The following is a 26723-nucleotide window of genomic DNA, read 5'->3' on the forward strand; positions in this document are numbered from 1 at the left end:
TCGGCCATGATTTCTTGAGGCTTTGATAAGCGCAGCAAGACCTAAGACATCCCGAATGTTACGGGAGATGGTAGCAAAATTCCCAAGGGTATGCTGCGCCTCCTAGCGCTATTTCCAATTAACCTTTACGAATCAAATAATTACTCCCAGCATGAATTACTTTTTTCATCCGATTATCTTCTTCTGGGTTAGGTTGACATGCTTTAAAGGAGTCTTTTAGTGAGGCTACACTAATAGGTAAGACAGGACGACTATCGGTTTCTAAATAACCTTCTTTATTCTTAAAAATAGTAAAATGGTCCGAGGCAAATTCTTCACATTCGCTTAACGTTTCATCCTGACAAATCGAAAATTTAATCGATCGTTCCACACGGTAAGACTCACCTACTTCATCCGCAAACACCATATCACCATATACTATGCTATGCCGGGTTCCACAAAAATAATAGCCATATTTATATTGACCATTCTCTGTAACATCAGTTCGAATATATCGTCCATCTCCTTGAGTAAGCCCATTGAGTGTCACAATATGGCGGACTTCCTCTTTGGGACCACTTTCCGCAATGGCTCCACCCGTTAGGGCCAATCCCATGATTAACAATGTAATTCTTTTCATTTTTATTCCTTATCTGAAAAAACATCCTCAAGGAACCAGTCTTTAAGGATCAATGATCTACTCTAATATCAATTTGGAGGAAAAAATTTTTACCAAACTGACATCGTGGTCTCATTATCCTAAGAAAAAATCACTTTGAACAGATAAAAAAATATTGCTTTTTGATTAAACGAAAGTCAAGTTGAGCACAATAGTACGAAATCAAAACCTTTTGCACAAAGAGTCTCGGTGTATACCTACAACGAAAACGCACGTATTCTAAATAGACCTTCAGCATTCGCATGATTCATGTTAGAATGATTTTTGTACATTGGGGGTGCCCGTTAATGGCTGAGAGGAATTAAACCAACCCTTTGAACCTGATCTCATTCGTCTGAGCGGAGGAAAATGTGTCTATTGTTATGCTCTCAGGTATGATTGCTTTTATTACTTCCTTTATTGGTTTATTACCCCAAATTATCAAATCGTTAAAAACCCGATCAACCCAAGATCTCTCCATGATTATGCTGATTAATTACCTCATTTGTTCAGTAGCTTGGATCATATATGGAAGTAGCACCGACTCATTTTTTGTAACCAGCTCTAATGTAGTGGGTTTAATTGTCAGTTTGCTCCTTATTTTATTAAAAAGACATTATGATACACGATGTAATTAATTTAACTGGGTATCAATCCATTTTATGCCTCAATGGAAATTTACCTGATTCATCTTTTTTCATTGCGATGAATTTGCCAATTATTGCAGCTGATGGCGCGGCAAATAGTTTATTTGAACAGGGAATTCGTCCTCAATTAATCACTGGGGACTTAGATTCAGTCCATCCAGCTCTTCTGAAAAACCACCCTTTTCTTCATATCCCGGATCAAAGCAGGAGTGATTATCAAAAAGCCCTGGGTTATTTAAAAGACCAGGATTTATTACCCGCTATTGTGGTTGGGGTAAATGGGGGACATTTGGATCATGTACTAAATAACATGAATATCTTTATGGGGACCAACTGTCTTTTATATGCACCACCGATAAGGGGATTTGTGCTGAATGCACAATCCAAGATTAATCTTTCCTTGCCAGTCCATACAAAAATTTCATTAATGGGAATACCAGAAGCAATCCTCTCTTCAATTGGTCTGCGATGGGAGCTCAATAATACTCATCTTTCATTTCCAGGACAAACCTCATGTTTTAATCGAGCTCAAACACCTGATATTGTTTTGGAGGTTCATCATGGTTCAGTTTTAGTTTTGGTTTATGAACAAATGATCGAGGATGCAGCACTATCATTCCGATAGACTCCATCTCGATGATGTTTCATTGAATACATCATAAAGCATGAACTAATTCTACAGTTCCTATTTAATTAACTACAATTGAGCAACTATCACCTTTAGTAATTAAAGTGACAATACTATCTTTAGTTAGAACTTGGGATCCGCATAGCACGTCGGGACCAAAGGCCGAATTTTTCCTAAATCCAAACACATATTCTCTATTTGCCGGCCCTTTTCCTTCATAATACTTTCCTCGAGCTCCTACTTTTTTACCATCTACAGTATATCCTAATGCAGCAGCTGTCTTTTCATTCGTTTTGACATGCACTCGAATCGTATCATGGGCAAGGGCTTGAATTGAAAAAGAAAGAATGACAAGACCACTCAAATTTTTTATGGAATTTCTTATCATAATAAACACTCCTTGTTTATGAACTTTTAATATACCTCATTTAATGAATTAAATTATAGATAAAAATATTATGGCCTCTCTTCAGCTTTTTTTCTAATAAAACGACGAAGCTCAAGAAAAACAAATATTCTTATCTTTCAACGAATACTAGTGAAAACTTAGAAGATCTTCTTGAATTCCAAACTAGATACACTATGATAAATATATGCTCTTATTGATTATTTTATTGCCCGCATAACCAAAGGAAAACTGGAGTCCATTGCGATATATGCACAAAAGTTAAGGATCTAGATTATGTTAGGTCGGTTGAGATTTTTCAGAGGTCGTGTATCTGCAAATGACATTTATTCTACCATTCATGAGGTTCACTCCTCACATAGACCCAACCTTCTGACAGGAAGCTTATCTGGTAATCTTTGGCGCCATGATAGTATCCACGAAACAATAATTAAAGTAACTACTCCCAAGGAATATCTAGATTTACAGAAAACGGCAATTAGTAATTTCGAACGTTGGAAAAAATTAAAACCTGTGGCTTCTTCGGTTGACCCGAAAGTTGAAGTCCAATATCAGGATTGGGGAAGTGCCACGTTAACAGCAACCAAAAAAAATGCGGTAATTTACACCGTATTGAATATGGCAAATTCTCGATATCCCGGAGGTGCTGTCCTAGAAGGTGGGAGTGCTCAAGAAGAAAATATGTGGCACCGAAGTTCATGTTTACTTTCATTGATGGATAAAATCGTCAAACTCGATAAGACTTCAAACCTGTTTATATATACTGAAGAAGGAGCCTCATTAGTAGAAGCTAGAAAAAGGATGACCCAACTCGAGTACGATATTGTAAAAGCACGTTGTCCTACATTAGATACTGCAGATATTTATAAAACCCTCCATAGTGCAGAACCTAGAATATGTTTTAGAGGTCCGGAAGTATTGCTGCCTTCGACGGTAGATGACTATGGAGGATCTGGACTTACATCCAGTCCAGAATTAAGTTATGCGTTTCTCCCTTCAGAGAGTATTTTTTCTTTTTATGAATTAAGATCCGCTGCGCCCGAGCACTTTGCTGAATCGCAATCACAAGAGCCTAGTGTATTAAAAGAACATAGAGAAGATTTACGCCGACGAATTGCGGCTCAACTGGATACCTTAATCCTTGTGGGACAAACCCATGCAGTTCTGGGTGCCTGGGGTTGTGGCGCTTTTAAAAATGAGCCTGAACTTGTAGCAGAGACCTATGCCGAAGAAATCGAAAAAAGAGCCGATTTTTTTCAACATCTACTTTTTCCCATAATTAATACCAATTCCCATTCCAATAATTATGAGGTATTCGAAAAAATACTTAATGGGATGAAGCTTAGCCCCTCAGCCAATAATAGTTTTAAAATGTAAGATGGATACAACTATTCTTTGATTACTTTTTAGCCCAAGAGTTTCCGCTCAGTAACGCTCAGTAAATAATTGTTCTTAAAATACTTTTTTATTAAATATGTGATTTAAATATTGTTTAATTTATAATGTGGCGCGAGGAATAATTTTTTTGGATCACGAATTAGGAGTACTAATAATGTCTTATGAAAAGCAACAACAAACCCCCTCACAATCTGTATCTACGTACAACCTTTTGAACTGGCTCACTGTCTATCGTGGCTACAATGCCATCATTGCAACTTTAGTTATGGTTCAGTATCTTACTAATCCAGATGCCTCAGCAATTGAATATCTTCCCGACGTGGCAATTCACGCATTAGAAGCAATCGCCCCTAACTCATATAACAATTTGGGTATAGGTGGTAATGTTGGCCGAGGAATACAAGCAGGAATCGCCTTTTTTTCAGGTAACTCTACAATTCCCAGGATTGCAAACGCTGTTGATGTCTTTAACCATGGAGTGAATGTTTATCATCGTTTGTCATGATATGCAAAATAAATCCTATGGCATCACTGAAAGTTCCTCATTGGAACTAATCGATTAAATTATTTGTTTCATCTCACTTCATTCATCGTTTACATGCTACTTCATGTGCATGTAAACGTTAGTATTTGCAATTATTATGCTTCCAGTTTTATGGTTCTATGTCTTACTCAAAACTTGATTCTCAATGAAGGGGTGGATACCGTATGAGTCTTGCCTCATGAGTCACTCCTGTTAAAGCTTAGCCCATGGGTTCTTATGAATAGCCCGGGAGTTTTGTCTCCCGGGCTAGGTTAATGTGACTAATGAGTGGTTTCTTTGGTTTTTCCAAACAACCAATCCATACTGACCTCGAGCTCATTAGCAACTTTTTGCATGGAGGTAGAGTCCAAAGCGATGACTCCATGTAAAAGAGCTTCAATTTTAAATTTAGGTAATTGGAACAACTTAGAGCACACTTGTACGCGTTCTGTCATTAAGGCAGGAACTCCAAGCTCATCAAGTTCCCGATTTAAACGTTCAGTTAGTTTCTTGTTTGACATGGTAGTCTCCTCTTGACTTTTTATCAGTGTAAAACACATAAGCTTAAGGATTGATTAACACGGAAAACTTTATATAAAAAAATTAAATTAAATGAAATCCAAAAATTTTAAGGCCTATAGATCTCTCTTTAAACGCCTTGCCCTAAGTTTATTCTTTGAGATGGGATTGAATTGCCAGCTAATTTTTATCTCAAGATGCCTTATGTTTTTTTACACTTACATATAAACGGAGTACGTAGAGCAAATTTTGTTTTTTTGCGGTTCAATCTCAAGTTTGAGAAATTTCTTACACGAATATGAGATAAAAAGGCAATGCTAATTTAAAACATTTTGTTATGCTTACTACAACGAGGAATGACAGTGGATGTCTTAAAAGGAATTTATAGCATCATGGAAGACGCTATACCACAAGGATGTGGTTACTCTCCTCGTTGTAGTCTGCATGTAAGTCTGGTTATGCGCCCATTAATCAGACTTACTCCCATTTCTTTACCTCCTATTTCAATGTATTTCTCATGGATCAAGCTAGAATATTTTTTGCAACTCCCACTAACAACTAAATCCACAAACCTACTGTTTTTTTAATGCATACCATGCTCTATTTTTAGAGTGGTTAATATTTTTTTTCATTACCGATCTTCCAATATCACTGAGCTCAAATTTGACTCTGAAAGCACAAATAATATCTTGACTCAAGATCATTTGTAGTACATCTTATGCTTACGTTACCCTTTCGAGCCAAAAGATGATCACAAAGCTTTTTAACTGGCTTCAAAGTGATGAAAAAATTTTTCATCTATCTAATCAACACCTATCTCGAGAACTTCTCGAACTGGAAGAACTTCAAGCACGTCACACTAACCGTGTGCTTCTGAGAAATGCCCGTCTTGGAAAGCTACAAGGTCTTGATACTCAGGAAGACATTAAGAAGGTAGAGCAACACATTTTATTCATGGATTATCTTCAATTTTGCAGAAAAACATTCGAAGAAAATCCGCAGGATTCTTTATTTTTAATTACCCTTAAATATCTACTACCTAAAGTGGATAAAGAAAATTCGTTGCTCCATGCTAAATTGTTCGAATTGTTTCGGGCTTTATTGCAGGAAGACAGCGGCCATACACTTAATTTTTATCAACAAAATGATGCATTGTTTAAAAATCTTCCTGAAATCCAAAAATGTGTTGATTCTGAGTTGCATAACCAGAAATTTATTGACGACATTCAACAGGTTGAACACCATCTAAGCCTGTTTAACAAAAAGCTATCCCAGCAAAAAAATCCGTTAGGGATCATAGGATTATGTAGAGATTGGATCTCTGATACACAGAAGTTCGCGGCATTTATACTCTGGTTAGTTCAGCGCAATACTAGCCCGGAACAGATTTTGCAAACCTATTTACTTCATGATTTTTTGAAATACAATTTATTTACATTACACTCCGAAGACAACGAAGTGTTTCTCTTATATGCTTTACTTAATCATTTTCCGGAAGCCAAGCCCCTTGTGGAAGCGGTTAAAAAAACAAGTAGTGATGAACGAGGATTTCAAAGCTACTCACTCCAGGGAGTGTTTAGTGAGCACGAACTTCAGAATATTCCTCAAAAAGAAGAACCCCTACAATTTACCTTAACCGCAACGAATTTTTCAGCCCTATATGAACTATTTGGAACAACATTTTTACACGCAGCACTATTAACTTGTGAAGAAGATACCGATTCGAAATGGGTGGAAGCCTTACGAAATACTCTGAATGAGGCTGAGACGCTCACCAAAGTACTACCTGGCCTCATTAATGTAATTGCCCGCGAGTCTTCCCCTGCTATCCTAGAACATTTAGCGCGTTTAATTGACGATCAACATGCACAAGAATTATTATCCAACAATGAAGGCGCCATATTTTACCTATTACCTTATAAACCAAAACTTTCTGAATACATCAATGAAAAAAATATCAGTGAATTTATTCAGCAAATCACGCTAAAACATACTTCTGATCCCGAACTCATTTTCCAATTAATGGCATTATTTTTGATACTTTCAAAGAAAAAAGGGCCCGTGACGCAACTCGTATTCCAAGCAATTATTGATAATCTTGTTCAACATCCATTCCTATTAGAAGATGAAAAATTATTACGCCAACTCAAAAGATACCCAGATTGCGAAGCCATACTTTCCCAACGAAGTGAACAAATAAAACAACGTGTCATCGAATGTATTGTTGAACAAACTAAAGATTGTGAATTTAGTAGTCGTAATTATCAAATTATCGAAGATATTTGGCTTGAAGCGTCTCGCAAACTTAATGTATTTAAACTCATCCAACCGCAAGCAAAATACACCCTCAATAACAAATATGCATTGCAGGCAAAAATCGCTCAAACTGCCTTTCTTTGTCATGGAAATGAATTTAACCTGGATGCCTTTATTGAGGCTCTATCTTTACCCCTTGTAATTCCAGAAGATGGGGTCAGTGAATACGAGCGTGTTCTTATTGAAATTCTAGCGGCCATTGATAACGAATTAATCAGAAAAAAAATCATTAAACAATTAGAAAGTCCCCCAATACAACGGCTTAACTGGACAGAGAAAGAATATGAAGGTAAAAACGTTATTCTTAAGGCTGCAAAATATGGCAATCTTGGTTTAATTACTCTGTTGGAAGAACAAATCCCATTGGAAGATTGTAACCAAGCGATAATTATTGCTGCCAAAGCAAATCAATGGGATGTTGTATCTCACCTCTGTCACCTTGATAGGGTGACCTTAAATGAAGATGAACTGGAACAAATCATTCTCGGGGCAGCAGCAGAAGGTGAATTAAAGATCATCCAGGACCTCTTCGATCTTTACGATTACGAATCCTCCGCTATCAAGATTAAAATCCTTAATCAAGCCATTAGCCGTGGCAAGTTGAACATAGTTCAATATTTTTATAATTCTGGTGTCACTCTCGCAAATCAATCAGCAATCAATAAATGGTTTCATTCGGCAAGCGAATTAGGATATTGGGATATTGCTCTATTTATGGCAGATGCAGAAGAACATCCGCCCTCTCTTTGTGCAATTGAAAAAGCATTCAACCATGCCGTAGCTGGTTTGGATCTAGAAGCAATTCAAGGGCTTTGTAATTTATCAACAAATCCCCCCCGAGGCTCCATCATTCAAAGAGCTTTTGTAAAAGCCTGTCAGTCCGGTTGTTTACCCTTGGTTCGATGTTTTCATGACCTACCGAGAAAAATAGTTCGGGCAGAATTTGAAGAAGCAGTGGATCATGCCATTATGAATGGGCATTTGGAAATTGTTACCTACCTATACAATTCTCCTACTTATTCATCGGATCAGGGTTTGATCAATCATGGCCTGATAACTGCAGCAAAAAAAGGAAAATCAGAACTCGTTGAATTTTTTTGCTCAATGACAACCAAGACAAAACCAACCCAACATAGTTTAAATCAAGCCCTAAATTGGGCGGTGAAAGGCAATCATACGGAGACATTTATTACTTTATGTCGCTCTCCACTGAATCCGCCAAGTAAATCTGCTGTTAAAGCGGCTTTTCTGCTCGCGGTTAAAGAAGGCAGGCAGAGTATTGTTACCTATTTATGCAGTCAGGAAATTAATTCACTCACCCAACGTACTATCGAGGACGCGTTAAAATTAGCAGTTAAATTTAAACATCCTGGAATTGTTCGGTATTTATGTGAACTTTCTAGTAATTCACCGCAAAAAAAATCACTAAGCATTGCTTATAAGAAGGCCGTTGCCAGTATTCAAAATGAAATTGCAGACTATTTAAGAGAGCAACTCAATAAAGTTAACCATAAAAAAATTGATCTTGAAATTGATGAGAGTTCAGGAACTGATCACGATTCGGATGTCAATTCAGAAACCGATGTCCTTTCCGAAATGGACGTAGAAACCGATTATAAGCCAACGCTCGCTCATGACCACAGTTTTGATGTGGAACTAAACTCGGATATTGACGTCGGAATCTCATTAAAAACCTTTGGTTTTTTTAAAAATACCACCTCCAAAGACCTTCCTGTATCAGTCCGGACATCTAAACCAGGCGTTCCCATTAATTAAACGGGAAGCCTAAATACATCCCGGCGCCTATACTAAAAATGAGATAAAGTGAACAGGGAATGGAGATTTAGGTAAGGCTCAAATACAGAATCGAATGAAGGACGCTGTTTACTGGGAGATTTTTATGCAAGGATATTGTATTCAAGCAGCCATGTTTCGGCTGCCAATCCCTTTCTTTAAGCGTGTTGTTCATGATTTTTGGATTTTAAGGGAGATTGAAAGTAATAATGTAGTCGCCCAATTACATGGGCTAGCTACCTCGAGAAAAAGGGGTTGTGTCGTTCCTATTGGATACAATAAAGATCATAGTTTAAGAGCGTACTGTATTGCATATGATCCTCAATTTGCGAATCAATATGGTTTGCAGACCGGTACTTTTGCATTACCTATTCATGCATATTGCACGGTGTACCAAAAAGAAGATTCTGTACAACACTGGTTACAAGGTGTGAAAGCAGTTAAAACCATTAATGCCTTAGATCTTAATTATCCACCCTTCGGATTCCAAATACCTTTATCAGCAACCATCAATAGTAATTCCATTTATCATACTTTTGCTCATGTAATGGATATCCCTTTACATACTTTTGCGGGCTTTTATCATATAGGGATTAAAACTTCTTTGTACGAGAAAATTAAACAAAATTTATAACTAAAGTTCAGTAACTTAATAGTAAAATACCTTTCTCTAATTTGGCTATAATTATCGGCTTTTTTTATAAATAAGGCTTTACCACCCTTAGTATTTTGGGTAGGCTTCGTTTTTTAATGATGAATAAGGATCTTTCATGCCAAACTTCTCTACGTTCAGCATCTATGAAAAAGAAATGCGCGAATTCATAAAAAAGGTTGTTAAAACGACTTCTTTAGACCCAGATGAATTGACTACCTGGCTTTATAGTGACGGAATAATGCAATTTCGTGGCGGCCAACGTGCAGATTATTATCCTTACGTTAATGAAAACCTAAAACAATTTGGTCATCGGCCATTAATCTCCAAACAACATTCCATGGGACAAATATTAACTGGTTTCATCACCCTAAAAAATGCATTTCTCAATCAGTTTGCAAAAGATGAGTCTGAGCTAAAAGCTCATTTAGAACAACTATTTACTCTCAATCTTTATACGGCTATAGAAAATCATTTACCTTTTATTGCCATTCAAAGTGAAATTTCTTCTGAATTGAGTGCTTATCAAGATAAAAATGGCCCGCTAGAACCTGCTGAGGCACTTAAGCTTTCAATTAAGATGTTTGAAGAAAAACGCTTGGTTAATTCTCATCTGAAGGAAGATTTTAAAAATCAATTAACATTAATGGATGAGTTCTTGAAGCATTTAAATCAGTTTACAGCTTCTTCTGGACCACAGTTCTTTAAAACAACTGACAAGAATTCTGATAGCACCCCATCCCAACTATCCTTATTAAAAAATAGTTAATAAGCTTTATTAATTGGTGGTTCACTACTCTGGGTAGGGGTAACCTGGGAAAGGGTGTCCGGGACATAGAGGAAATCATACAAGTATCGCTGGATCCCGTGGAGAAGCCACGGGAATAGCCACAACACATAACTATCCCATATCAGGTTGCAATCACATCGGTTTGTGAGGGGATGGAATAAATCCCTGTTGTGTTCGTATCATTTGAGAAAGTTTCAGTCATACCCAGATTATTTGCAGGTAAGCCATCTAAAAGTACATTAAATGCACCCGTTAAGGGTGTGACTATTAGCATGAACGTTCCAGAAATCACTCCCCCCATAGTTCCTGCCTGATCCCCGTTTGATTCGGGAATAATCGTTCCTGTATTACAGCTTGGTGATGAATTGATTAATACTGCAGGAACGAAATCCACGCTCATGAGCCAAGTACCGATATTCATAAAAGGATTAGGAACACCCCTTGGAGGCATTTTGCAGATATCTATGGGACCGGGAGTCAATACTTCACCACCTAGCATACACGCCATTGTCATTTCATCATCCTAACTGAATTTGTTTCGCAGCAATTTTGGTATCACCCTCAGCATGAATTTCCATTTCATCACAATCAATCCGGTAATTGTGTTTTACAATAGTTCGTATTCGCCCTAAAAATTGATGTTCCAGTTCCTTTACCCAGTGATAAACCCGTAATGCTTGAGTATTAACCGTGTCACTGATGGTATGGATATACTGACAAATCATCTTGAGCGATTGATATGAAAAGTTTAACTCTTGTCCTCGGAAGTGAGCGTGTTGTATCGAAAATTTTCCCGTATCACATTCCATATTTTGTGAGGATGCACTTAAATTAATTGTATCATTTGCCATTAGGCTGATTGTTGGTGCATTAATTTTTAAATGGTTATTTTCACCAACCAGACTTAAATGATTTCCCAATTTTATCGATAAAGCAGCGGTTTGTAGACGATGAATAATCGATAAAATATGATAGTTAGTTCCGTCTTTAAACAGTAATACTTCGTCATCAACTAAAGGCGTAATTAAACAGGAGAATGCTGGCTGAGCACGAACTAATTGTCCCTGGAGAAGGATATGGTAGATATCATCTGAAAAGAATTTGATTTTTCCCTTCAACAATTCGCCTTTGTTATTTAAGTTGGCTACATCCGATTCAAGCATGATGAATTCCTTAATTTTATGTCCATTGTTCTGCTTCCAATAATTCTGGATTGGTTTTCAATACGTTATCAAGATTTGCATCCTCCCAATTAACCCTGACTTCGCTAATATGATGTAATGTGGCTAAATTTAGATTTGCCTTGGAAAAATTGCAAGCAGTTATAACACTGTTATTGAATCGCGCATAACTTAATTCGGCATGGATAAATGAGCTATCGCTTATTTCGGATTCTTCAAATAATGATTGAGTTAAATTAGCAGAATCAAAAAGACAATTTATTATCCTGGACTGATTAAAATTACTTGGATTTAATAGGCATTCAGAAAAATTTACCCCCTCTAATTGGGCCTCCTGGAGACATGCTGCTTCCAAATTCATTCCTTTAAACGTCGTTTGTTTTATGGTCGTTTTAAATAAATTAATGTGTTTTGTTTCCGATGCGTTTGAAAAATCGGTGTCTTGGATTTTCGCCTGAATGAATAAACTTCTATGAAGATTACAGCCGTTAAAATGAATGTCATTAAACTCACTTGCTTCAAAATTTGCCGCAACTAAATTGGCATTTTCAAAAAGTACGCCAGAAAATTTTGCATTTTTGGCAGTTACTCGTTCCATATTGCAATCGATAAATTTACCCTGAGATAGATCACATTTTGAAAGATTGATTTTAGTAAGAGTACAGTTTATGAACTCACAATTTTTAAGGTCCTGTCCACGAAATTTAGTATTAGAGAAATCGGATTCTGTAGCCCCAATATCGATAGAACCTTCATTAGAGTTAAAATCCACACCCAGCCAATTGGACTTGTGACTTTTGAGTTGATTTATTGTAGAAGAAATTATTGTACCTAATTGAATCGTGCATGCTTCCAAGGTGACCTGTTCAAATCGACATTTTTCAAAAACAGATGCAACCAATAAGACGTTTTTAAACATCACATTTTTAAATGTCACATTCAAAAATACTGCACGTCGCGCCTCAATGTTTTCAATGGTTATGAACTCTAGTGATACGTTTTGAATTATTTCTCTTTTGGATAGTTTAATTGCCAATTCTTCAGCATTCATAAGGATTCATCTTCCTTTAACGAAATGGTTCTCATCAAGCAATCCTGTAGTTTTACATTGTTTTTTCGACAGTTTATAAACGGAATGCTGTATAAATTACAATGATTAAATTCAGTATTTTCAAATGTTGAACTGTGAAAAATACCTTGAAAAAAATTAATGTCCTGAAAAAAGCAAGAGTCCACTGTACAATTAACAAATCTAAATTTTTTCGCCTTACATTGACTGAATTTTGATTTAGTAAGGGTACTATTCATAAACTGAGAAGCATTCATTTCACACTGAGCAATAGAGATCTGTTCGTAATGGCCACCCAGAATGGCCCCTTTGCTTAAATCACAATGTTCAAAATTACTTGTTGATATATGAGTTTGATCGTTACACCGTAAATTGGTTATTCCACATTTTATAAAATCACCGCGAATTAATTGAGCATTCATCAGGTTTAAAGAAGACAAGGAGCAGTTGGAGAAACGACATTCAGAAATTTGTGATCCCTTACAGCTTAAATGCTCAAAATTACTATCTTCCATCACCAGATTATCGATAGCACATTTAGTTAGTGAGAGTTTAGGTGCAATGACCTTATTCCCGCTCACTTTAGACAATTTTGTGTCATTAAAATGAGCATGTGATAAATCAGCCTTAATAAAATTGGAATCTATCCAAACACATTTATTAATAGTAGCAAATTGCAGTCGTGACTCAGAAAAATTACAGGAGTCAAAGCTGCAGTCCGAAATATCGAGAAAATTGGCTTTAAGACTGACAAATAAGCTTTCATTAAGCTGACAGTTTTTAAGTTTGGCGTAATTTAAAAAAGCTGCGGAAAAATTGCATTCTTTTGCTGAACACCCTTGAATCTGGGTTCTAAGCATATCGCATTCTTTAAAATCAGTTCGATTTAAATCCGAGTTTTTTATTAAAGCCTGAGTTAAATTGGCCCGAGCCAATATTGCTTCAGATAAATTGGTATTAATCAACGTGGTGGTCGATAAATTTGCATTGTTCAGGCGAGTACGTGCTAAATTACATTCGCTTAAATTACAGCCTGATAAGTTAATGCCTGATAAATCTAAGTCCGATAAATCGATACCCGCCAAATTCTCACTGGAAAATTCCTTTCCTTGTTGAAAAGCATGAATAATCTCTTCTCGTGAATAAGGTGATTTCCCCGCTTTCCCGGTTCGAAATTGTGTAAAGGAGCTGATTTTATCTATACGGTTTAAGGGTTCTTTATATTGTTCCAGGGTTTTTAATAGCTCAGATTGTTTTTCTTCCGGAACTTCTTTTTGGATGATGTGTTTTTTAAGATACTCAAAAAAATTTATATTTTGTGGAGGGATATTTTTTTGAGCCCTTTCAAATGAAAATTTATCAAAAACTGGGACTGTTTGATTTTGATTTTTATAAAACTGCGCTACTTCTTGTAGTATTGCTTCGGGTGTTTTTCCTTTAAAAAACTTGGCTTCTTCAATTTCTTCCAAGGTCTTGCCCGGATGAAAAATTTTAGCAATCTCTTGAAATTCTTTATCGAAATCCAAATCAAGACCAACGCGGCGACTCGCTCGAGCCTTGGTTCTTGACTCATTTAGCTTGGTTTGTACAACTCTTTCTTTGGATGGGTTGCGAAGCTTAATGTAATATTCAATATCCTTTTTCGGTTCATTTAAGGATTCACTTACGCTGTAGATAAAATCAATATCATTGGCAGCTATATCCTGGGTATCGAGTACCCCATGCCAAATGAGAATTCCTTTTTCTTCTTCAGGCAATAACCAAAGTGTATCCAGATTTAGGTTTAATTCACTTAAACTCTCAGTGCTGTCAATACGTTTATAAAAACACCGAACACGTACGCCGGGAAGCTGACTTGTGATCAATGGTTTTTCAGGATGCATGTTGGCACAAGTAAATACTTCATCCCCATTAAAATAATGTTCACTTTGCTGATCCGCTTCTGCAAGATTGAAATAGAGCCAATCAATGTCAGATGGATAATAAGGGCTTTGATTTATTAGCCAATCGTCGTTAAATGTTCCTAATTTATCAAGTTGATATTTGCATGTAGGTGAATGAGGTAACAATAAAGCAGGCTGCGGAGCATCGGATGGGGATCTTATAAGGTGTGTCGGAATTTCAACATTTGGAACCTTCAATTCATTGAAAGAGTCCGTTTTTGCCCATCCTTTACCCTCCGGATTTATTTCATGTTCCTTACCACCATACGCGTTCGTTAACGTTATCGGCATACGGCGGAAGCAAACCGGTTTGGATAAATGGTAATTTGATTCTACTTTTACCCATTGCCTATCGCCAAAAACATTTAATTGTTTTTGCATGTCGCCCAGCGTTACTTTTACAAAACTTGAACTGGTATTGTCGTCATAAGCAAAACAGCACCCTTTAACAAAAAATTCCGCCCTTTTTTTGGGCATGTATAAATCAATAAATTCACCTTGGTTGGAATTAAATGATTTTTTTGCAAGCTTCCAAAAATCCGCATAACTTAAAAATTCGCCTTTTTTGAAAAAAGAAAACAGAGCCATAATAGTAATAGCGAGCTGGGGTTTACCTTGGTGGCGGAAGTTGAATGTAATAATACTGTGTGGTTTATCTCTTAATATCTTCATCTTTGAAGAATAGTCCTGGTGCTGTGGATAACAGCTAAAATTTGTTGACAATATGATTGATGAGAAAATCATTGTCAATCTCGTAAAATAAAAAGTTTTGTTAATTAGTCCCCAAGATAAGCATAAGAATGCTATCTTGACAGAGACAAGAGTACTTCGTTATTGTCATTCTCAATTCGATAGCCCTAACCAATTCAAGGCACAGGAGTGTTAATGAAAACCCAAATAGTGATGCCTCAATTAGAAATTCCAGGAGTTAACGCGTCCGAAATTATTGTTTTAGAGTTCGAAGGTAGGCAGGCTATTTCTGAGTTATATCAGTTTGATATAGAATTTGTGAGTAAGAGCGTAATCCGGGCAAAGCAAGTAATCAACCAGAAAGCACACTTACTATTTGCAAAAAAAATAAGTGGTACCACCCCCTTGAATGGAGAAATTGTATCGTTTTCTCACCTCGATGCGATTGATCAGTACCAAAGATATAAAATTAAATTAATGCCGAAAGTACATCGTCTCCAACATATAAAACAAAATGAAATTTTTCTACAGCAATCGATACCTCAAATTATAAAAAGCATCCTCGATAAAAATGGAATTACGCAAGTTGAACTCGACATAATGATGGAACACCAACCTAAAGCATTTATTTTTCAGTATAATGAAACAGACTGGAATTTCATTTCGCGGTGGATGGAGCGGGAGGGTTTAATTTACTACTTTAGCCAAGACAAAAGTGGCGAAAAACTGGTCATTACAGACAGCAATTCCACGCTAAAAAACAATCAGGATATCAGTATCCTTTATTATCAAGCCTATACCCCACTCAGTGAAAAAAATCCCACCTGCAATCTAGTCTACAATATTCAACTTACCACCCAAGTTCTTCCACAGAAAGTCACCGTAAAATCATACAATCACGCACAATCATCGAAACCCTACACCTCGAAAGCCATGATTGATGAACTGGGTTATGGTGAGGTTGTTTTTTGGGCAGAAAACGTCAAAAGTAATAAAGAAAATCAGCGGATAGCCAATTTTATTAGTGAAAGTTATAAATGTAAAAAGGAAATTTTAACAGGAGTTTCTTCGGGATCACTTATTATTCCGGGAACAATCATCCAACACCAGAATTTCCGAATCCACCCTTTAAATATCCCCATGTTAATTATTGAAAGTACCTATAGGGGTTCTCAAAAAAAATCCTTCTTATCCCTGCATTCAGGGGAAGTGCATTCACCCGAGGATTATTTTAAATGTGAATATCGAGCGATTGATAAATCGGTTGCTTACAGGAGCACAATTCAAGATTATATTCCTCGTATTAATGGCCTATTTCCTGCATTTATTGATCATGAAGGAAATGATGATACCGTACAAATAAATAAAAAAGGAATGTACAAATTTCGCTTTGCAATGAGAGATGACAATCCTGGGAAAGGCTCAGCATGGGTGCGAAAAATGGAGTCATACCTTGGGGATCAATACGCCTTTAATTTACCCCTTCGCAAAGGAAACGAGGTGGTAATCGGTTTCCAATTTGGTAACCCAGACTTACCCATAATACTCGGGACAATAAGTAACTCCACGCATCGAAATATCATTACGGCAAATAGCCAAAATTATATGGGGCTCTATACTAAAGAAAACAATGTGTTCATTATTAATGAGCGGGATGGGAAAACAAAAGGGATGCAATTCTCTACAACGAATAACAATACCACTATGGTATTAGGCACAGATAATATCTTTAATTCACAATTAGATGCAGGATATTGTCTTAGAACAGATAATAGCGTATGCCAGACAGTGGGCAAAAATGCGATTACCGACATTGCTGATCATAGCGCACTAACCGTTGGAGGAAATCATCTGGTGACCGTTAAGGGTACTTCTTCAAACACCATTTATGGAGCCGATTATTACTCTTGCTTTGGCGCTCGCTCGTCTTCTGTGCTCGGACTTGATTTTATTTCAAGAGCTGGCGCAATGATTGATACTACCTCTGGTTTTCAAGTTAAATTAGGTAGCGGTTGGCGATATGAACAAGACTCATCGACGAATTTGAAAACAGCGCCTGTTATTATGCAGGAAGCAGAGGTCTCGATTTCACTAACTGTGGGCGAATCTTCTATTACCATAACTGAAGAGGGAATTACTATTACCGCCCCCACTATTGATCTTGTCTCCGAGGCCGCTATAACTTTGACTACTGATGCAACAATTAATCTAGCAAGTACTGACGTCAATATAATGGGCACTATATCGGGAGGGCCTATGGCGGAGTTAGGGGTCGGCGGGGGAGAACTTGCAGTACCCGCGCAGCTTGCTGCACTGGCCCAAGCGCTAGAAGAAGCAGGTTTAAATACTGCACAAAGTGTACCGTTGATAGGGGGAGCAATGGCTGCATGGGGAAGTGCAAAACATGCGTTTACTGTCGCAACGGACACACTTGTCGACTTAGGTAGTGCGTTAAAATCAGAAGTGGAACCACTTATTGGTAAAGCATCCGCCTTGGTCGAGAAACTGGAGCCTGTAACAGAGAAAATCGAAACCGGGGTAGAGAAAGTAAAGGGTGGTATCGCAACAGTAAAAAAAGCGGCAATATACCCGGCACTGAGTTATGGAGGTTATTTCACCTCCTTGGCGACCAAGTCCCAGCTCTTAAGCCAAGGGCTGGAAGTCCCAAAATACGAAGCAGAGTTTGATGAGGATTAATCGTGTTGAAGGGCTTAACCGATTAGTAAAAAGAATCATTGCAAATAATACATCAAGAAGTAATTCGTAATGACATAAATTAGATTTATCTTCAATTTCATTCACTTAATTAATTGTAGATTAGGAGAATAATTTTGCAAATTTGAAGATTTATGCTAGTTTAATTTATATAAGAAGATTTTTTTATTTTATCATTGCCTACCTTATTCATAAGGAAAAAAAAATGACTAATAAGGATCAATCTGTCGCTCCAAAGGAACGGATTAATATTGTTTATAAAGCGCTCATTGAAGGAGTTGAGGAAGAAATTGAGCTCCCTTTGCGTCAACTGGTTCTAGGTGAGTTTTATCCTCAGGGAATAAATGCTCCTTTAGAAAAACGTCCCACCGTAAATATTAATAAAGATAATTTTAATGATGTGCTCAAAGAACATGACATCAAATTATCTGTTCGCGTACCCAACCGGTTTAGTAAAAACAAAGATGATACCGTCAGTGTTGATTTAAAGTTTGAATCGATCAGAGACTTTGATCCTGATGGGATTCTTCATCAAGTTCCTCAGTTACAAAAACTGTTTGAGTTACGTGAAGCGTTAAAATCGCTTAAGGGACCTCTTGGTAATATTCCAGAATTTCGACGCAAATTGGATGCAATCATCAAAGATTCTGCGGCGCGCGAGGAACTGGTCAAAGAAATTAAAGACAAAAAATAAGCAGTATCGAGTCGCTGAATCAAGGAGACAGCCATGGCTGATGCACAAGATAACGCTAAGAAAAAAGAAGAAAAATCTCTGCAAAAATTATTTGCTGGCACTAATATTACTGAGGATGAGGAACAGTATGCCCTCACCCAGAAAGGATTACTCGCCTTTATCGATAATGTTGTTGAAAGTAAGCTTACTGATGAAACAGTAACTCCTGCTTTAGTGGATGACATTATCGCTCACTTAGATAAACAATTATCTGCCCAAATGGATGAAATACTCCATAACCCTGAATTTCAAAAACTTGAGTCAGCATGGCGCAGCTTAAAGTATTTGGTGGATCGCACAGATTTTCGCGAAAATAGCCTTGTTGAGTTCATCCATGTATCTAAAGACGAGCTTTTTGATGATTTTATTGATGCACCTGAAATTCCAAAATCGGGTTTATATAAACAAGTGTACACAAAAGAATATGGACAATTTGGTGGTAGACCCTATGGTGCAATAATCGGAAACTATTCATTTGGTCCAAGTCATAAAGATGTTACCTTACTCAGAAATATTGCTGCAGTCTGTTCCATGGCCCATACGCCTTTTATTGCCGCTGCGGGCCCTGAGTTTTTTAACATCAAATCAATGTCGGAGTTGCCTCATTTAAATGACATTGAAGCCATATTTGAAAGTCCTGTCTATGTTGCCTGGCGTAGCCTACGTGAATCGGAAGATGCGCGTTATGTAGGTCTGGTTTTACCTCGATTTATGTTACGTATGCCTTATGGCAAAGAATCTTATGGTGTCCGTTCGTTTAATTACGAAGAAAATGTTCGCAAAAGTGAAGAATCCTTCTGTTGGGGAAATAGTGCTTTTGCTTTTGCAGGCTGCTTATCTCAGAGTTTTGCTAAATACCGTTGGTGTGTCAATATTATAGGTCCCCAAGGTGGGGGTGCTGTTGAGAATTTACCTTCCTACTTTTTTGAAGCCATGGGTGAAATTCAAACAAAAATCCCAACGGAATTACTCATTTCAGAACGACGGGAATATGAATTGTCCGAACAAGGATTTATTCCCCTCACCATGCGTAAGGGAGCAGATAATGCTGCTTTTTTCTCTGCGAACTCAATTCAAAAAGCCAAACATTTTCCAGATACTCCTGAAGGTAAAACAGCACAAACCAATTATAGTTTAGGGACTCAGTTTCCTTACATGTTTATTATTTGCAGGCTTGCTCATTACTTAAAAGTAATACAACGTGAAAAAATTGGTCTAGCAAAGGAACGTGATGATATAGAACGTGAATTAAATACTTGGATTGGTGCTTATGTTGTTGATATGGACAATCCAGTTCCCGAAGTGAGAGCAAAAAAACCATTGAGACTGGCCAAAGTAAGTGTAGAGGATGTTCCTGGCGAACCTGGATGGTATAAGTGTGTATTAATTGTTCGTCCTCACTTCAAATTCATGGGTGCGTATATAACACTACAATTAACGGGTAGTCTCGATCTTACACAAGGAGAATAAAAGTGGCTTCAAGAGAAAGCGATGGGAATGAAACAGCCATGCTACCTATGCTCCCAAATAGTGAAGTAGCAAGAACCCAGTATAAGTTAATGGCAAAAATAACTACTCAAGCTTCAGGGGTTGTTAAAGGAAGCAGTACTGTAAAAGGATATGAGGGGTGGGTTGCTCTTCTGGACTTTAAACAGCGGATTACTCGGGCATTTGATGCACAAAATCAACTGATTGGTGTTCCCGATTGCCAATATTTTCGCCTTACCGGGTTATGGGATCAAGCAGGTGTGGTTCCTCATACTCAAAGTATTTTTACAGGTGAAAATATCAATACAGCTCTTATCCATTGCTTGCGCTCCAGTGCTTCTGGCGAAGTTGAAGTGGCGGTCGAAATCACCTTAGAAAATGCTAAGGTATTAGAAGTAGACTATGCCTATTCGCATCCGGCAGGACCATTATTCATCGTGGATATGCGTCCCACAGTTTATAAAGTAATGGATAAAAAGAATAACCAGGAATTTGGCTGGGATTTAACTAAATTAATGCGAGTTGGTTAATGAGAGCAGAGCGTTTAACTGAACGAGTACGGCGCTATGCTCGTCAAGGCACCCTTTTGTCAGCCAAATTGGATTCATCGATATTAATTGAATCGATACGTGACCATCTTGAAAAAATATTATCTACAAGACAAGGTAGCGCATTAATTGACAGAGAATACGGGTTATCTGAATTACCCACTCTAGTTGAGGATTATTCGTTTGCATACCAAGAGGAACTGAGGACTCATTTGGAGAGCACCATTCTTCGCTATGAGCCACGGCTTTCCTCTGTAGAAGTGTCTAAAATCTTAATAGACTCAGGAAAGCAAACCATTACCTGTAATATTTTAGCGCATTTAAATCAATCCTTTGATGGCCTCAAAGTTTATTTTACTACGATTCTAACAAGTAAAGGTCGAGTACTTGTTACGTTGTAACTCAAGGTAGAGACATGATAATCGATTACTACCAGAATGAATTAAACAAAATAAGAAAGCTCGCCAGAGAATATGCCGAGCATTACCCCGCGATTGCTCCTTTGCTCAGAGAACAAAGCACCGATCCCGATGTGGAACGCATCCTGGAAGGGGTCGCTTTTCTTACGAGCCAAGTACGGATGGTAATTGATGAAAAGCTACCTGGAATGGTTGATGATTTAACCCAATTATTTTTCTCTCAATACTCAAAACCTGTACCGAGCACCTCAGTGATCCAGTTTATTCCTAAGGCTAATTTAGGCGAATCGCTTGAAGTGGCTAAAGGTACCGAGTTAGCCTCACTCCCGATAAATGACGTAAAGTGCATCTTTCGCACTACTGTACCTCTCACCGTGGAACCCGTTATAATTACAGATATTAATTTTCAAGACACTATGAGTGGAATAAGTCAGATTGAAATTAATTGTCACCTTTGCGGGATTACCTTAAAAAATTGGCAAGCCTCTTCCCTACGCTTTTTTATTAATCAAAATTGGCATGATGCCAGTAATACCTTTTTTTTACTCCAGCGATATGTGCGTAGAATTACTATTGAAGCACCAGGAGAAGATAAACTGATTTTATCGCCGGATTATTTACAACCTTGTGCATTCGAAAATGAAGAAACTTTATACCCTGCCCCACCAAATATTCACCACCCCCATCGAGTTTTATATGAATATCTTCATCAACCGTATAAATTTTTATTCCTTCGGTTAGTTGGCTTGGAGAATTGGCAAACAAGAACGGATGAGTTCGATTTTAAAATTAATATTGAATTAGAAGAAGTACCCCCATGGGCAGCTAATTTAGATAATTTCCCACTGATCTTGCATGCTGTACCTATAATTAATTTGTTTACTCATCATGCAGAACCTATTGCTTTGGATCATAAACAACCTGATTACCAAATTATCCCTAATAATGATTTTAATGAAAACTACATTGTATATGATGTAAAGAAGGTTACCGGTTATCGCCAACAAGAAAAGCAAAAGATCGCATATGATCACTTATTAAATTTCAATCCGGAGCTCAATCTAAATTATAAGTATATTTATCATCACAGGCCTTCTGTAACGGGACCGGGTCGAAACACCTATATTAGTTTTTTTTATGATTTTGAAAAGGAATTCCCTGTTGATGAAACTTTGTCTATTGAACTCGTATGTAGCAATGGTGCTTTAACCAGGCTCTTAGATAAAGGAGACATTATTTTACCTACGGATAGCTCACCCGAGAATCTAACTTACACAAATCTTATTCCGCCCTCATCGTTCTTAGTCCCAACTTACGATCGCGGTTTAATCTGGAATTTTCAGTCCTTATTAGCGTTAAATTTACTTCAACTCTTAGATAAAAATCACCTGAAGCATATTTTTAATTTATATATCTATGAAAAAGGTGAGAATTATCAACTCAATATGAGCAGGATAAAAGGAATCGAAAATATAATTGTTGATAAAGCACGACGTCTTTATTACGGGGAAATGATCCCAGGATCCCATATTACTTTAATCTGTGATCCTGATTGCTTTAGATGCATTGGAGATATGTATGTATTTGGTTGCATTATGGATGCTTTTTTTGGATCCAACGCGCCATTTAATACGTTTACTCTATTACATTTGCAAAACGCGAGAACTAAAGAGGTATGGAAATGGCAACCGAGGTTGAACAACCCGAGCTTAATATCTTAGATAAACTACTTACTGATCCTAAAAGTTTTAATTTTTACCAAGCAATTCGCTTGATCAGTCATCTCTTGGCTTATGAAGCGAAAAATGGGCTTAAAGGTACCTTAGAGATCATTCCTTTATTGAGCTTGGCCTTTCCAAAAACGGATATTCATCAAATTCAAAAAAATCAGGAGCAGAATCAATTTACCCTAACGGCGACTTTTTTTAGTCTTTATGGGACGACCTCTCCCCTACCTACATTTTATACGGAACAGTTAATCCAAGATGATGATCTGGATTCTAATGAAATGAAATGTTTACTTGATATTTTACATAAGAGGCTTTACAAACTGCTTTTTGAGGCATGGTCAAAAAATAGAATATTCGAACAATTTGCAGAACAAAACGATGAACTTTATAAAAAAGCATTATATGGATTTATTGGATTAGCGGTCAAAGATGTTCGCGAAAAAATACCTGATTACAATTATCTTTTGCGATATGCCAGTCATTGGGTTTCTGATACTAAGTCCATTTGGAGTTTACAGAGTTTCTTAAATGATTACTTTAAAGTACCATTCAAAGTTTATTCGTTTTACCGATCCATGCAAGATATCCCTAGAGAACAATATTGTCTGGTGGGGAAAGAAAATCATTGCTTAAGCAAAACTGCATATTTGGGTAGTCAGTTTAAATCAAACAGCAACAGTTTACTCATTTCTATAGGCCCTTTAAAAGCGGATATTTTTCCTACATTCTTAGCAAATACCGAAAATATAAATCGCCTGAAATTACTCCTTCAACTCTATGTGAGAGAACCATTCTCCTATTTTATTGAAGTCATCTTAGATAAGGGTTGCTTCAAACCCATACGATTGACCTGTGAAACCACAAGTATTTTGGGTGTGGTCAGTTGGCTGTCACCACAAAAAGAGATTGACCTGTTTAAGGTACGCTACTGGCTGAAATGAGTACATAATATACAGCTCTGCTCGCATGAATGTCACTTAACATTAGAGCACGTTGGAATCAGAACATTTAACCACAGTTAGAATTTGAATTTTAGGAGTTGTTAAACGTCGGCTTGACCTCTCATGTGCTTTAATGTCCTTGATAGAATTGTAATTTTAGTTTGGATGAAGGCTATAGGTGGGATCTATTGTTTCCCTAAGAGTTCTGATAATATGGAACTATTCAGCTTGTTACTAATTAACGCTCATCTCATGTTAAGGATAATAAAATTAACATCATGCTAAGAATAATATTTTGTATTTTATTTCTAATGCTCGGTGGATGCACGACAGGTGGAAAAGAAAAAGAGCCGCAGTTAGCCAGCAGCTACCAAGATAATGCTATTCTTATTCGAGCAGTAGCCAGTAAGGATTTGAATCAATATGATCATCGAAAACATACTTTAAAGTTTGCTGTAGTTCAGGTTGAAAAAATAGAAGATGTACAAAATCAAATAGTAACTGCAGAAGGCATTAGTCAATTACTCAATGGTGATACTGAAGCCGATAACATCACGCAAACGAACAAGAAAGTCCATATTCAAACCTTTTTTATCGCGCCGGGGATGACCCAAACCTTTACGCTTGCGCGTTTTGCAGCGGTAAAGAAAATCGTGGTTGTTGCAGGATACTTTAATCTAACCCCTGCGGGTGCTGTACGCGTCTATGAAATCCCAGTATTTAAGAAATGGAGTCCACTGACATTTTGGAAAAAAACAAAAGAGATGGGACGAATTGCCATTTATCTTGAATTTGGGTCACGAGGAATTAACTATACTGAAAGTTCTTCGAAAGCGACAAAAATCACGAAACAGAAAAATCGTGAGTCCTTAAAAAAATATTGGGATAAATAAATATGATTTGGAATACACCAATTGATTGGGAACATGGACTTTTTTTACAGCCACAACATTTCCAATATACTGAACTCAATCAGCATTATATCCACTCTCAATTTTTACGTTATATAACCCCCTTCTTTTGGGGATTTACTGATTTGGTAGTGAATGAAAAATCATTAAAGAGCGGCATTTTTGATGTGGAAAAAATGGCTTTTTTTTTACCCACTGGCGAGTTTGTTGAGATCGATGTTAATGCCAAATTTTTACCTCGTTCCTTTATCTCGGATTGGCCCGCGAATACAAACTCATTAAAAGTATATATCGGTGTCAAAGAACTTTCGAAAAACATAGGCAACGTAACTGCTGTAGAGAGTCTAGATAATTTGAGTAACGTGAATACTCGTTTTATTAGTTGGAATGCGGGCGATGAACTTCCTGACTACTATCATCAAGGAGCACAAGCTCATCTTAGATCTTTATTCTATGTAGTCAAATTATTTTGGGAATTCGAAATTGAAAATACCCATAATTACTCGATCATCCAAGTAGCAGAATTGAGAAGAACAACAAAAGATGAAGTGCTCTATGATCCTAATTTTTATCCATCTTGTGTCAGCCTCTCCGCACACCATAATCTCAGTTCATTAATGAATCAGCTTCTAAGTGATTTGGTTAAAACCACAAGTAAGTTAGAAAAATTCAAACAACCTCTTGATTCGTATAGCACCCAAGTGGATAAAAGTAACTTCGGACGTTTATTTTCCTTACGCTCCTTATTACGAAATGTTCCGGTTATGGAACATTATCTCAATGCCAAAACAGTTCACCCCTGGCAAGTCTATGGCCTTCTCCAACATATGATTGGCGAACTAAGTTTTTATTCTACTGAGATTAACTTTTTCGAAAGCGGAAGTGGTAACGTGTCGGCAATACCGGTCTATGATCACACCAATTTGAGTAAAAGCTTTAATCTGATTGTCGCGTTGTTGAATAAGTTATTAATCGCCATTACGGCAGACCCCGATCGTATTCGACGCATGGTTAAAGAGAAAACCCATTATTGGGCCGATTTGGGTCATAACTTCATCCAAAAAAACAGAAATTATTTCTTAGTCATGTATGCACAAAATGATTTAGAAGAAATTGCTGAAATGATACAAGATTTTGGTAAGTTATGTGCTTATTCAGAAATAGAAAATTATATAGATTTTGCTTTACCCGGAGCTCCAATTTCCCGACTTATTTCCGCTCCAGAAGGAGTACCCAAAGGCGCGAATTGTCTTTATTATCATATTGATCATAAATCGGTGATGTGGTCTAAGATCGAAATGGAACAAAAAGTCGCCTTCTATCTTGGTAAAACACCTGTAGACATAGTGATTGACATTGTCGCGGTAGGAGGGTAAATGAATCTGCAAGCCATTTTTTATGATTTATTTAAATACGTGTGGGATTTAAATAAAAATCAGTTCGCGACGGTTAGTTATGATGAATTCAGAGGGAAGGTCACTTCTTTAATCGCTGAAATTAAAATGAAAGAAAATGAAGTGGATAAGCATAATCTAAATTCCGCTTTATTCGCGGTTTGTGCATGGATTGATGAAGTGGTCCAAAAAACCAGTTGGGCAGGTGTGAGACAGTGGCAAGATAAGTTATTGCAAGCTGAATATTTTAATACAACTAGTGCTGGGGAAGAATTTTTTGTTCGCTTAAGTAAAATTCCAAGCAAACAAGAAGATCTCGTAAGAATTTATTATCGATGTTTGGTTTTGGGATTTGAAGGGGTTTATCATAAACCCTTAGATAAACCTGACTTATTAAAATATAAGAATTTTGCATTAGAACAATTAAGTCAGGGATTTGACATGACAAATTATCCCTCTGAATTTGTTGCATTTCCGTTAGCTTATAAGAATGATAATTTACAAATTATCCCTCCAAAATTAGATCAGTATCGAAGCGTTCTTTGGTGGTTGCTACCTATTCCGGTGATTTTAATTATTTATTTCTTTTTTTATTTTGTAATTAATAATACAGTTACTAATTATTTACATTTAATTAAGTAAGCAAGAGAG

24 protein-coding genes and 1 riboswitch are annotated in these 26723 nt (G+C 37.0%); of the genes, 17 read left to right on the top strand and 7 right to left on the bottom strand.

From position 1 onward, the window contains the following. Positions 1–118 precede the first annotated feature (118 nt). Positions 119–619, bottom strand: a complete 501-nt coding sequence (locus tag ACWTE2_RS22715) for a hypothetical protein (protein ID WP_454784506.1) — start codon at positions 617–619, stop codon at positions 119–121. Positions 620–921: 302 nt separating this feature from the next. Next, a riboswitch (TPP riboswitch) is annotated at positions 922–1022 on the top strand. Between ACWTE2_RS22715 and ACWTE2_RS22720 the strand changes: the two genes are divergently transcribed. Further along, entirely contained in the window at positions 1009–1275 is a 267-nt protein-coding gene (locus tag ACWTE2_RS22720) for a SemiSWEET family sugar transporter (protein ID WP_454784507.1), read from the top strand. It overlaps the preceding riboswitch by 14 nt. Continuing rightward, positions 1256–1909: a thiamine diphosphokinase gene (locus ACWTE2_RS22725; protein ID WP_454784508.1), complete on the top strand. Its 654-nt coding sequence runs from the start codon at positions 1256–1258 to the stop codon at positions 1907–1909. Before ACWTE2_RS22720 ends, ACWTE2_RS22725 begins: the two co-directional genes overlap by 20 nt. A gap of 64 nt (positions 1910–1973) precedes the next feature. Here the strand turns inward: ACWTE2_RS22725 and ACWTE2_RS22730 are convergent, their stop codons facing one another. Next, positions 1974–2300 (bottom strand): hypothetical protein, encoded by a 327-nt coding sequence (locus tag ACWTE2_RS22730; protein WP_454784509.1) that lies wholly within the window; start codon positions 2298–2300, stop codon positions 1974–1976. Positions 2301–2594: 294 nt separating this feature from the next. On the opposite strand from ACWTE2_RS22730, the gene ACWTE2_RS22735 reads away from it, so the two are divergent. Together ACWTE2_RS22735 and ACWTE2_RS22740 are read left to right on the top strand one after the other, a co-directional pair. Then, positions 2595–3695 (top strand): poly(ADP-ribose) glycohydrolase domain-containing protein, encoded by a 1101-nt coding sequence (locus ACWTE2_RS22735; RefSeq protein WP_454784510.1) that lies wholly within the window; start codon positions 2595–2597, stop codon positions 3693–3695. A 175-nt stretch (positions 3696–3870) separates the two neighbouring features. Further along, on the top strand, positions 3871–4221 hold the full coding sequence (locus ACWTE2_RS22740) for a hypothetical protein (RefSeq protein ID WP_454784511.1): 351 nt from the start codon (positions 3871–3873) through the stop codon (positions 4219–4221). A gap of 299 nt (positions 4222–4520) precedes the next feature. Here ACWTE2_RS22740 and ACWTE2_RS22745 read toward each other — a convergent pair whose 3' ends face one another. Then, on the bottom strand, positions 4521–4760 hold the full coding sequence (locus ACWTE2_RS22745; protein ID WP_454784512.1) for a hypothetical protein: 240 nt from the start codon (positions 4758–4760) through the stop codon (positions 4521–4523). A gap of 745 nt (positions 4761–5505) precedes the next feature. On the opposite strand from ACWTE2_RS22745, the gene ACWTE2_RS22750 reads away from it, so the two are divergent. The 3 genes from ACWTE2_RS22750 (at position 5506) to ACWTE2_RS22760 (ending at position 10289) form a co-directional block, all read left to right on the top strand. Further along, complete coding sequence (locus ACWTE2_RS22750; RefSeq protein WP_454784513.1) at positions 5506–8850, top strand: ankyrin repeat domain-containing protein; 3345 nt, start codon at positions 5506–5508, stop codon at positions 8848–8850. Positions 8851–8974: 124 nt separating this feature from the next. Next, positions 8975–9502, top strand: coding sequence for a hypothetical protein (locus ACWTE2_RS22755; protein ID WP_454784514.1), 528 nt, complete (start codon positions 8975–8977; stop codon positions 9500–9502). A gap of 136 nt (positions 9503–9638) precedes the next feature. Then, on the top strand, positions 9639–10289 hold the full coding sequence (locus tag ACWTE2_RS22760) for a hypothetical protein (protein ID WP_454784515.1): 651 nt from the start codon (positions 9639–9641) through the stop codon (positions 10287–10289). Between the two features lie 142 nt (positions 10290–10431). Here the strand turns inward: ACWTE2_RS22760 and ACWTE2_RS22765 are convergent, their stop codons facing one another. The 4 genes from ACWTE2_RS22765 to ACWTE2_RS22780 are packed head-to-tail and all read right to left on the bottom strand — an operon-like array spanning position 10432 to position 15175. Beyond that, positions 10432–10824 (bottom strand): PAAR-like domain-containing protein, encoded by a 393-nt coding sequence (locus ACWTE2_RS22765; protein WP_454784516.1) that lies wholly within the window; start codon positions 10822–10824, stop codon positions 10432–10434. Between the two features lie 4 nt (positions 10825–10828). Next, positions 10829–11473 carry a DUF3540 domain-containing protein gene (locus ACWTE2_RS22770; protein ID WP_454784517.1) on the bottom strand — a complete coding sequence of 215 codons (645 nt, stop codon included), beginning with the start codon at positions 11471–11473 and terminating at the stop codon, positions 10829–10831. Positions 11474–11489: 16 nt separating this feature from the next. After that, positions 11490–12542, bottom strand: a complete 1053-nt coding sequence (locus tag ACWTE2_RS22775; protein ID WP_454784518.1) for a pentapeptide repeat-containing protein — start codon at positions 12540–12542, stop codon at positions 11490–11492. Beyond that, positions 12539–15175 carry a DUF2169 family type VI secretion system accessory protein gene (locus ACWTE2_RS22780; protein WP_454784519.1) on the bottom strand — a complete coding sequence of 879 codons (2637 nt, stop codon included), beginning with the start codon at positions 15173–15175 and terminating at the stop codon, positions 12539–12541. Before ACWTE2_RS22780 ends, ACWTE2_RS22775 begins: the two co-directional genes overlap by 4 nt. A gap of 213 nt (positions 15176–15388) precedes the next feature. Here ACWTE2_RS22780 and ACWTE2_RS22785 point away from each other — a divergent pair, with 213 nt between their 5' ends. The 10 genes from ACWTE2_RS22785 to ACWTE2_RS22830 all read left to right on the top strand — a co-directional run bounded on the left by ACWTE2_RS22785 (position 15389) and on the right by ACWTE2_RS22830 (position 26714). Beyond that, a complete protein-coding gene (locus ACWTE2_RS22785) occupies positions 15389–17890 on the top strand; it encodes a type VI secretion system Vgr family protein (RefSeq protein ID WP_454784520.1) in 2502 nt (833 codons plus the stop codon). A gap of 223 nt (positions 17891–18113) precedes the next feature. After that, a complete protein-coding gene (gene tssB / locus ACWTE2_RS22790; protein ID WP_182391764.1) occupies positions 18114–18602 on the top strand; it encodes a type VI secretion system contractile sheath small subunit in 489 nt (162 codons plus the stop codon). A 33-nt stretch (positions 18603–18635) separates the two neighbouring features. Further along, entirely contained in the window at positions 18636–20111 is a 1476-nt protein-coding gene (gene tssC, locus ACWTE2_RS22795) for a type VI secretion system contractile sheath large subunit (protein WP_454784521.1), read from the top strand. A gap of 2 nt (positions 20112–20113) precedes the next feature. Continuing rightward, entirely contained in the window at positions 20114–20659 is a 546-nt protein-coding gene (locus tag ACWTE2_RS22800; RefSeq protein ID WP_182391766.1) for a type VI secretion system tube protein Hcp, read from the top strand. Then, entirely contained in the window at positions 20659–21078 is a 420-nt protein-coding gene (gene tssE / locus ACWTE2_RS22805) for a type VI secretion system baseplate subunit TssE (RefSeq protein ID WP_454784522.1), read from the top strand. The genes ACWTE2_RS22800 and tssE overlap by 1 nt, the downstream gene beginning before the upstream one ends. Before the next feature lie 14 nt (positions 21079–21092). Beyond that, positions 21093–22817, top strand: a complete 1725-nt coding sequence (gene tssF, locus ACWTE2_RS22810; RefSeq protein ID WP_182391768.1) for a type VI secretion system baseplate subunit TssF — start codon at positions 21093–21095, stop codon at positions 22815–22817. After that, the gene (gene tssG, locus ACWTE2_RS22815) at positions 22778–23767 is read left to right on the top strand and encodes a type VI secretion system baseplate subunit TssG (protein ID WP_182391769.1); all 990 of its coding nucleotides are present in this window, start codon (positions 22778–22780) and stop codon (positions 23765–23767) included. The genes tssF and tssG overlap by 40 nt, the downstream gene beginning before the upstream one ends. 278 nt (positions 23768–24045) lie before the next feature. Next, positions 24046–24660, top strand: coding sequence for a hypothetical protein (locus tag ACWTE2_RS22820; protein WP_454784523.1), 615 nt, complete (start codon positions 24046–24048; stop codon positions 24658–24660). A gap of 2 nt (positions 24661–24662) precedes the next feature. Next, a complete protein-coding gene (tssK, locus tag ACWTE2_RS22825; protein WP_454784524.1) occupies positions 24663–26054 on the top strand; it encodes a type VI secretion system baseplate subunit TssK in 1392 nt (463 codons plus the stop codon). Beyond that, complete coding sequence (locus tag ACWTE2_RS22830; RefSeq protein WP_454784525.1) at positions 26055–26714, top strand: DotU family type IV/VI secretion system protein; 660 nt, start codon at positions 26055–26057, stop codon at positions 26712–26714. The last annotated feature ends 9 nt before the right edge of the window (positions 26715–26723 follow it).

Source organism: Legionella nigrisilvae (genome assembly GCF_977063395.2).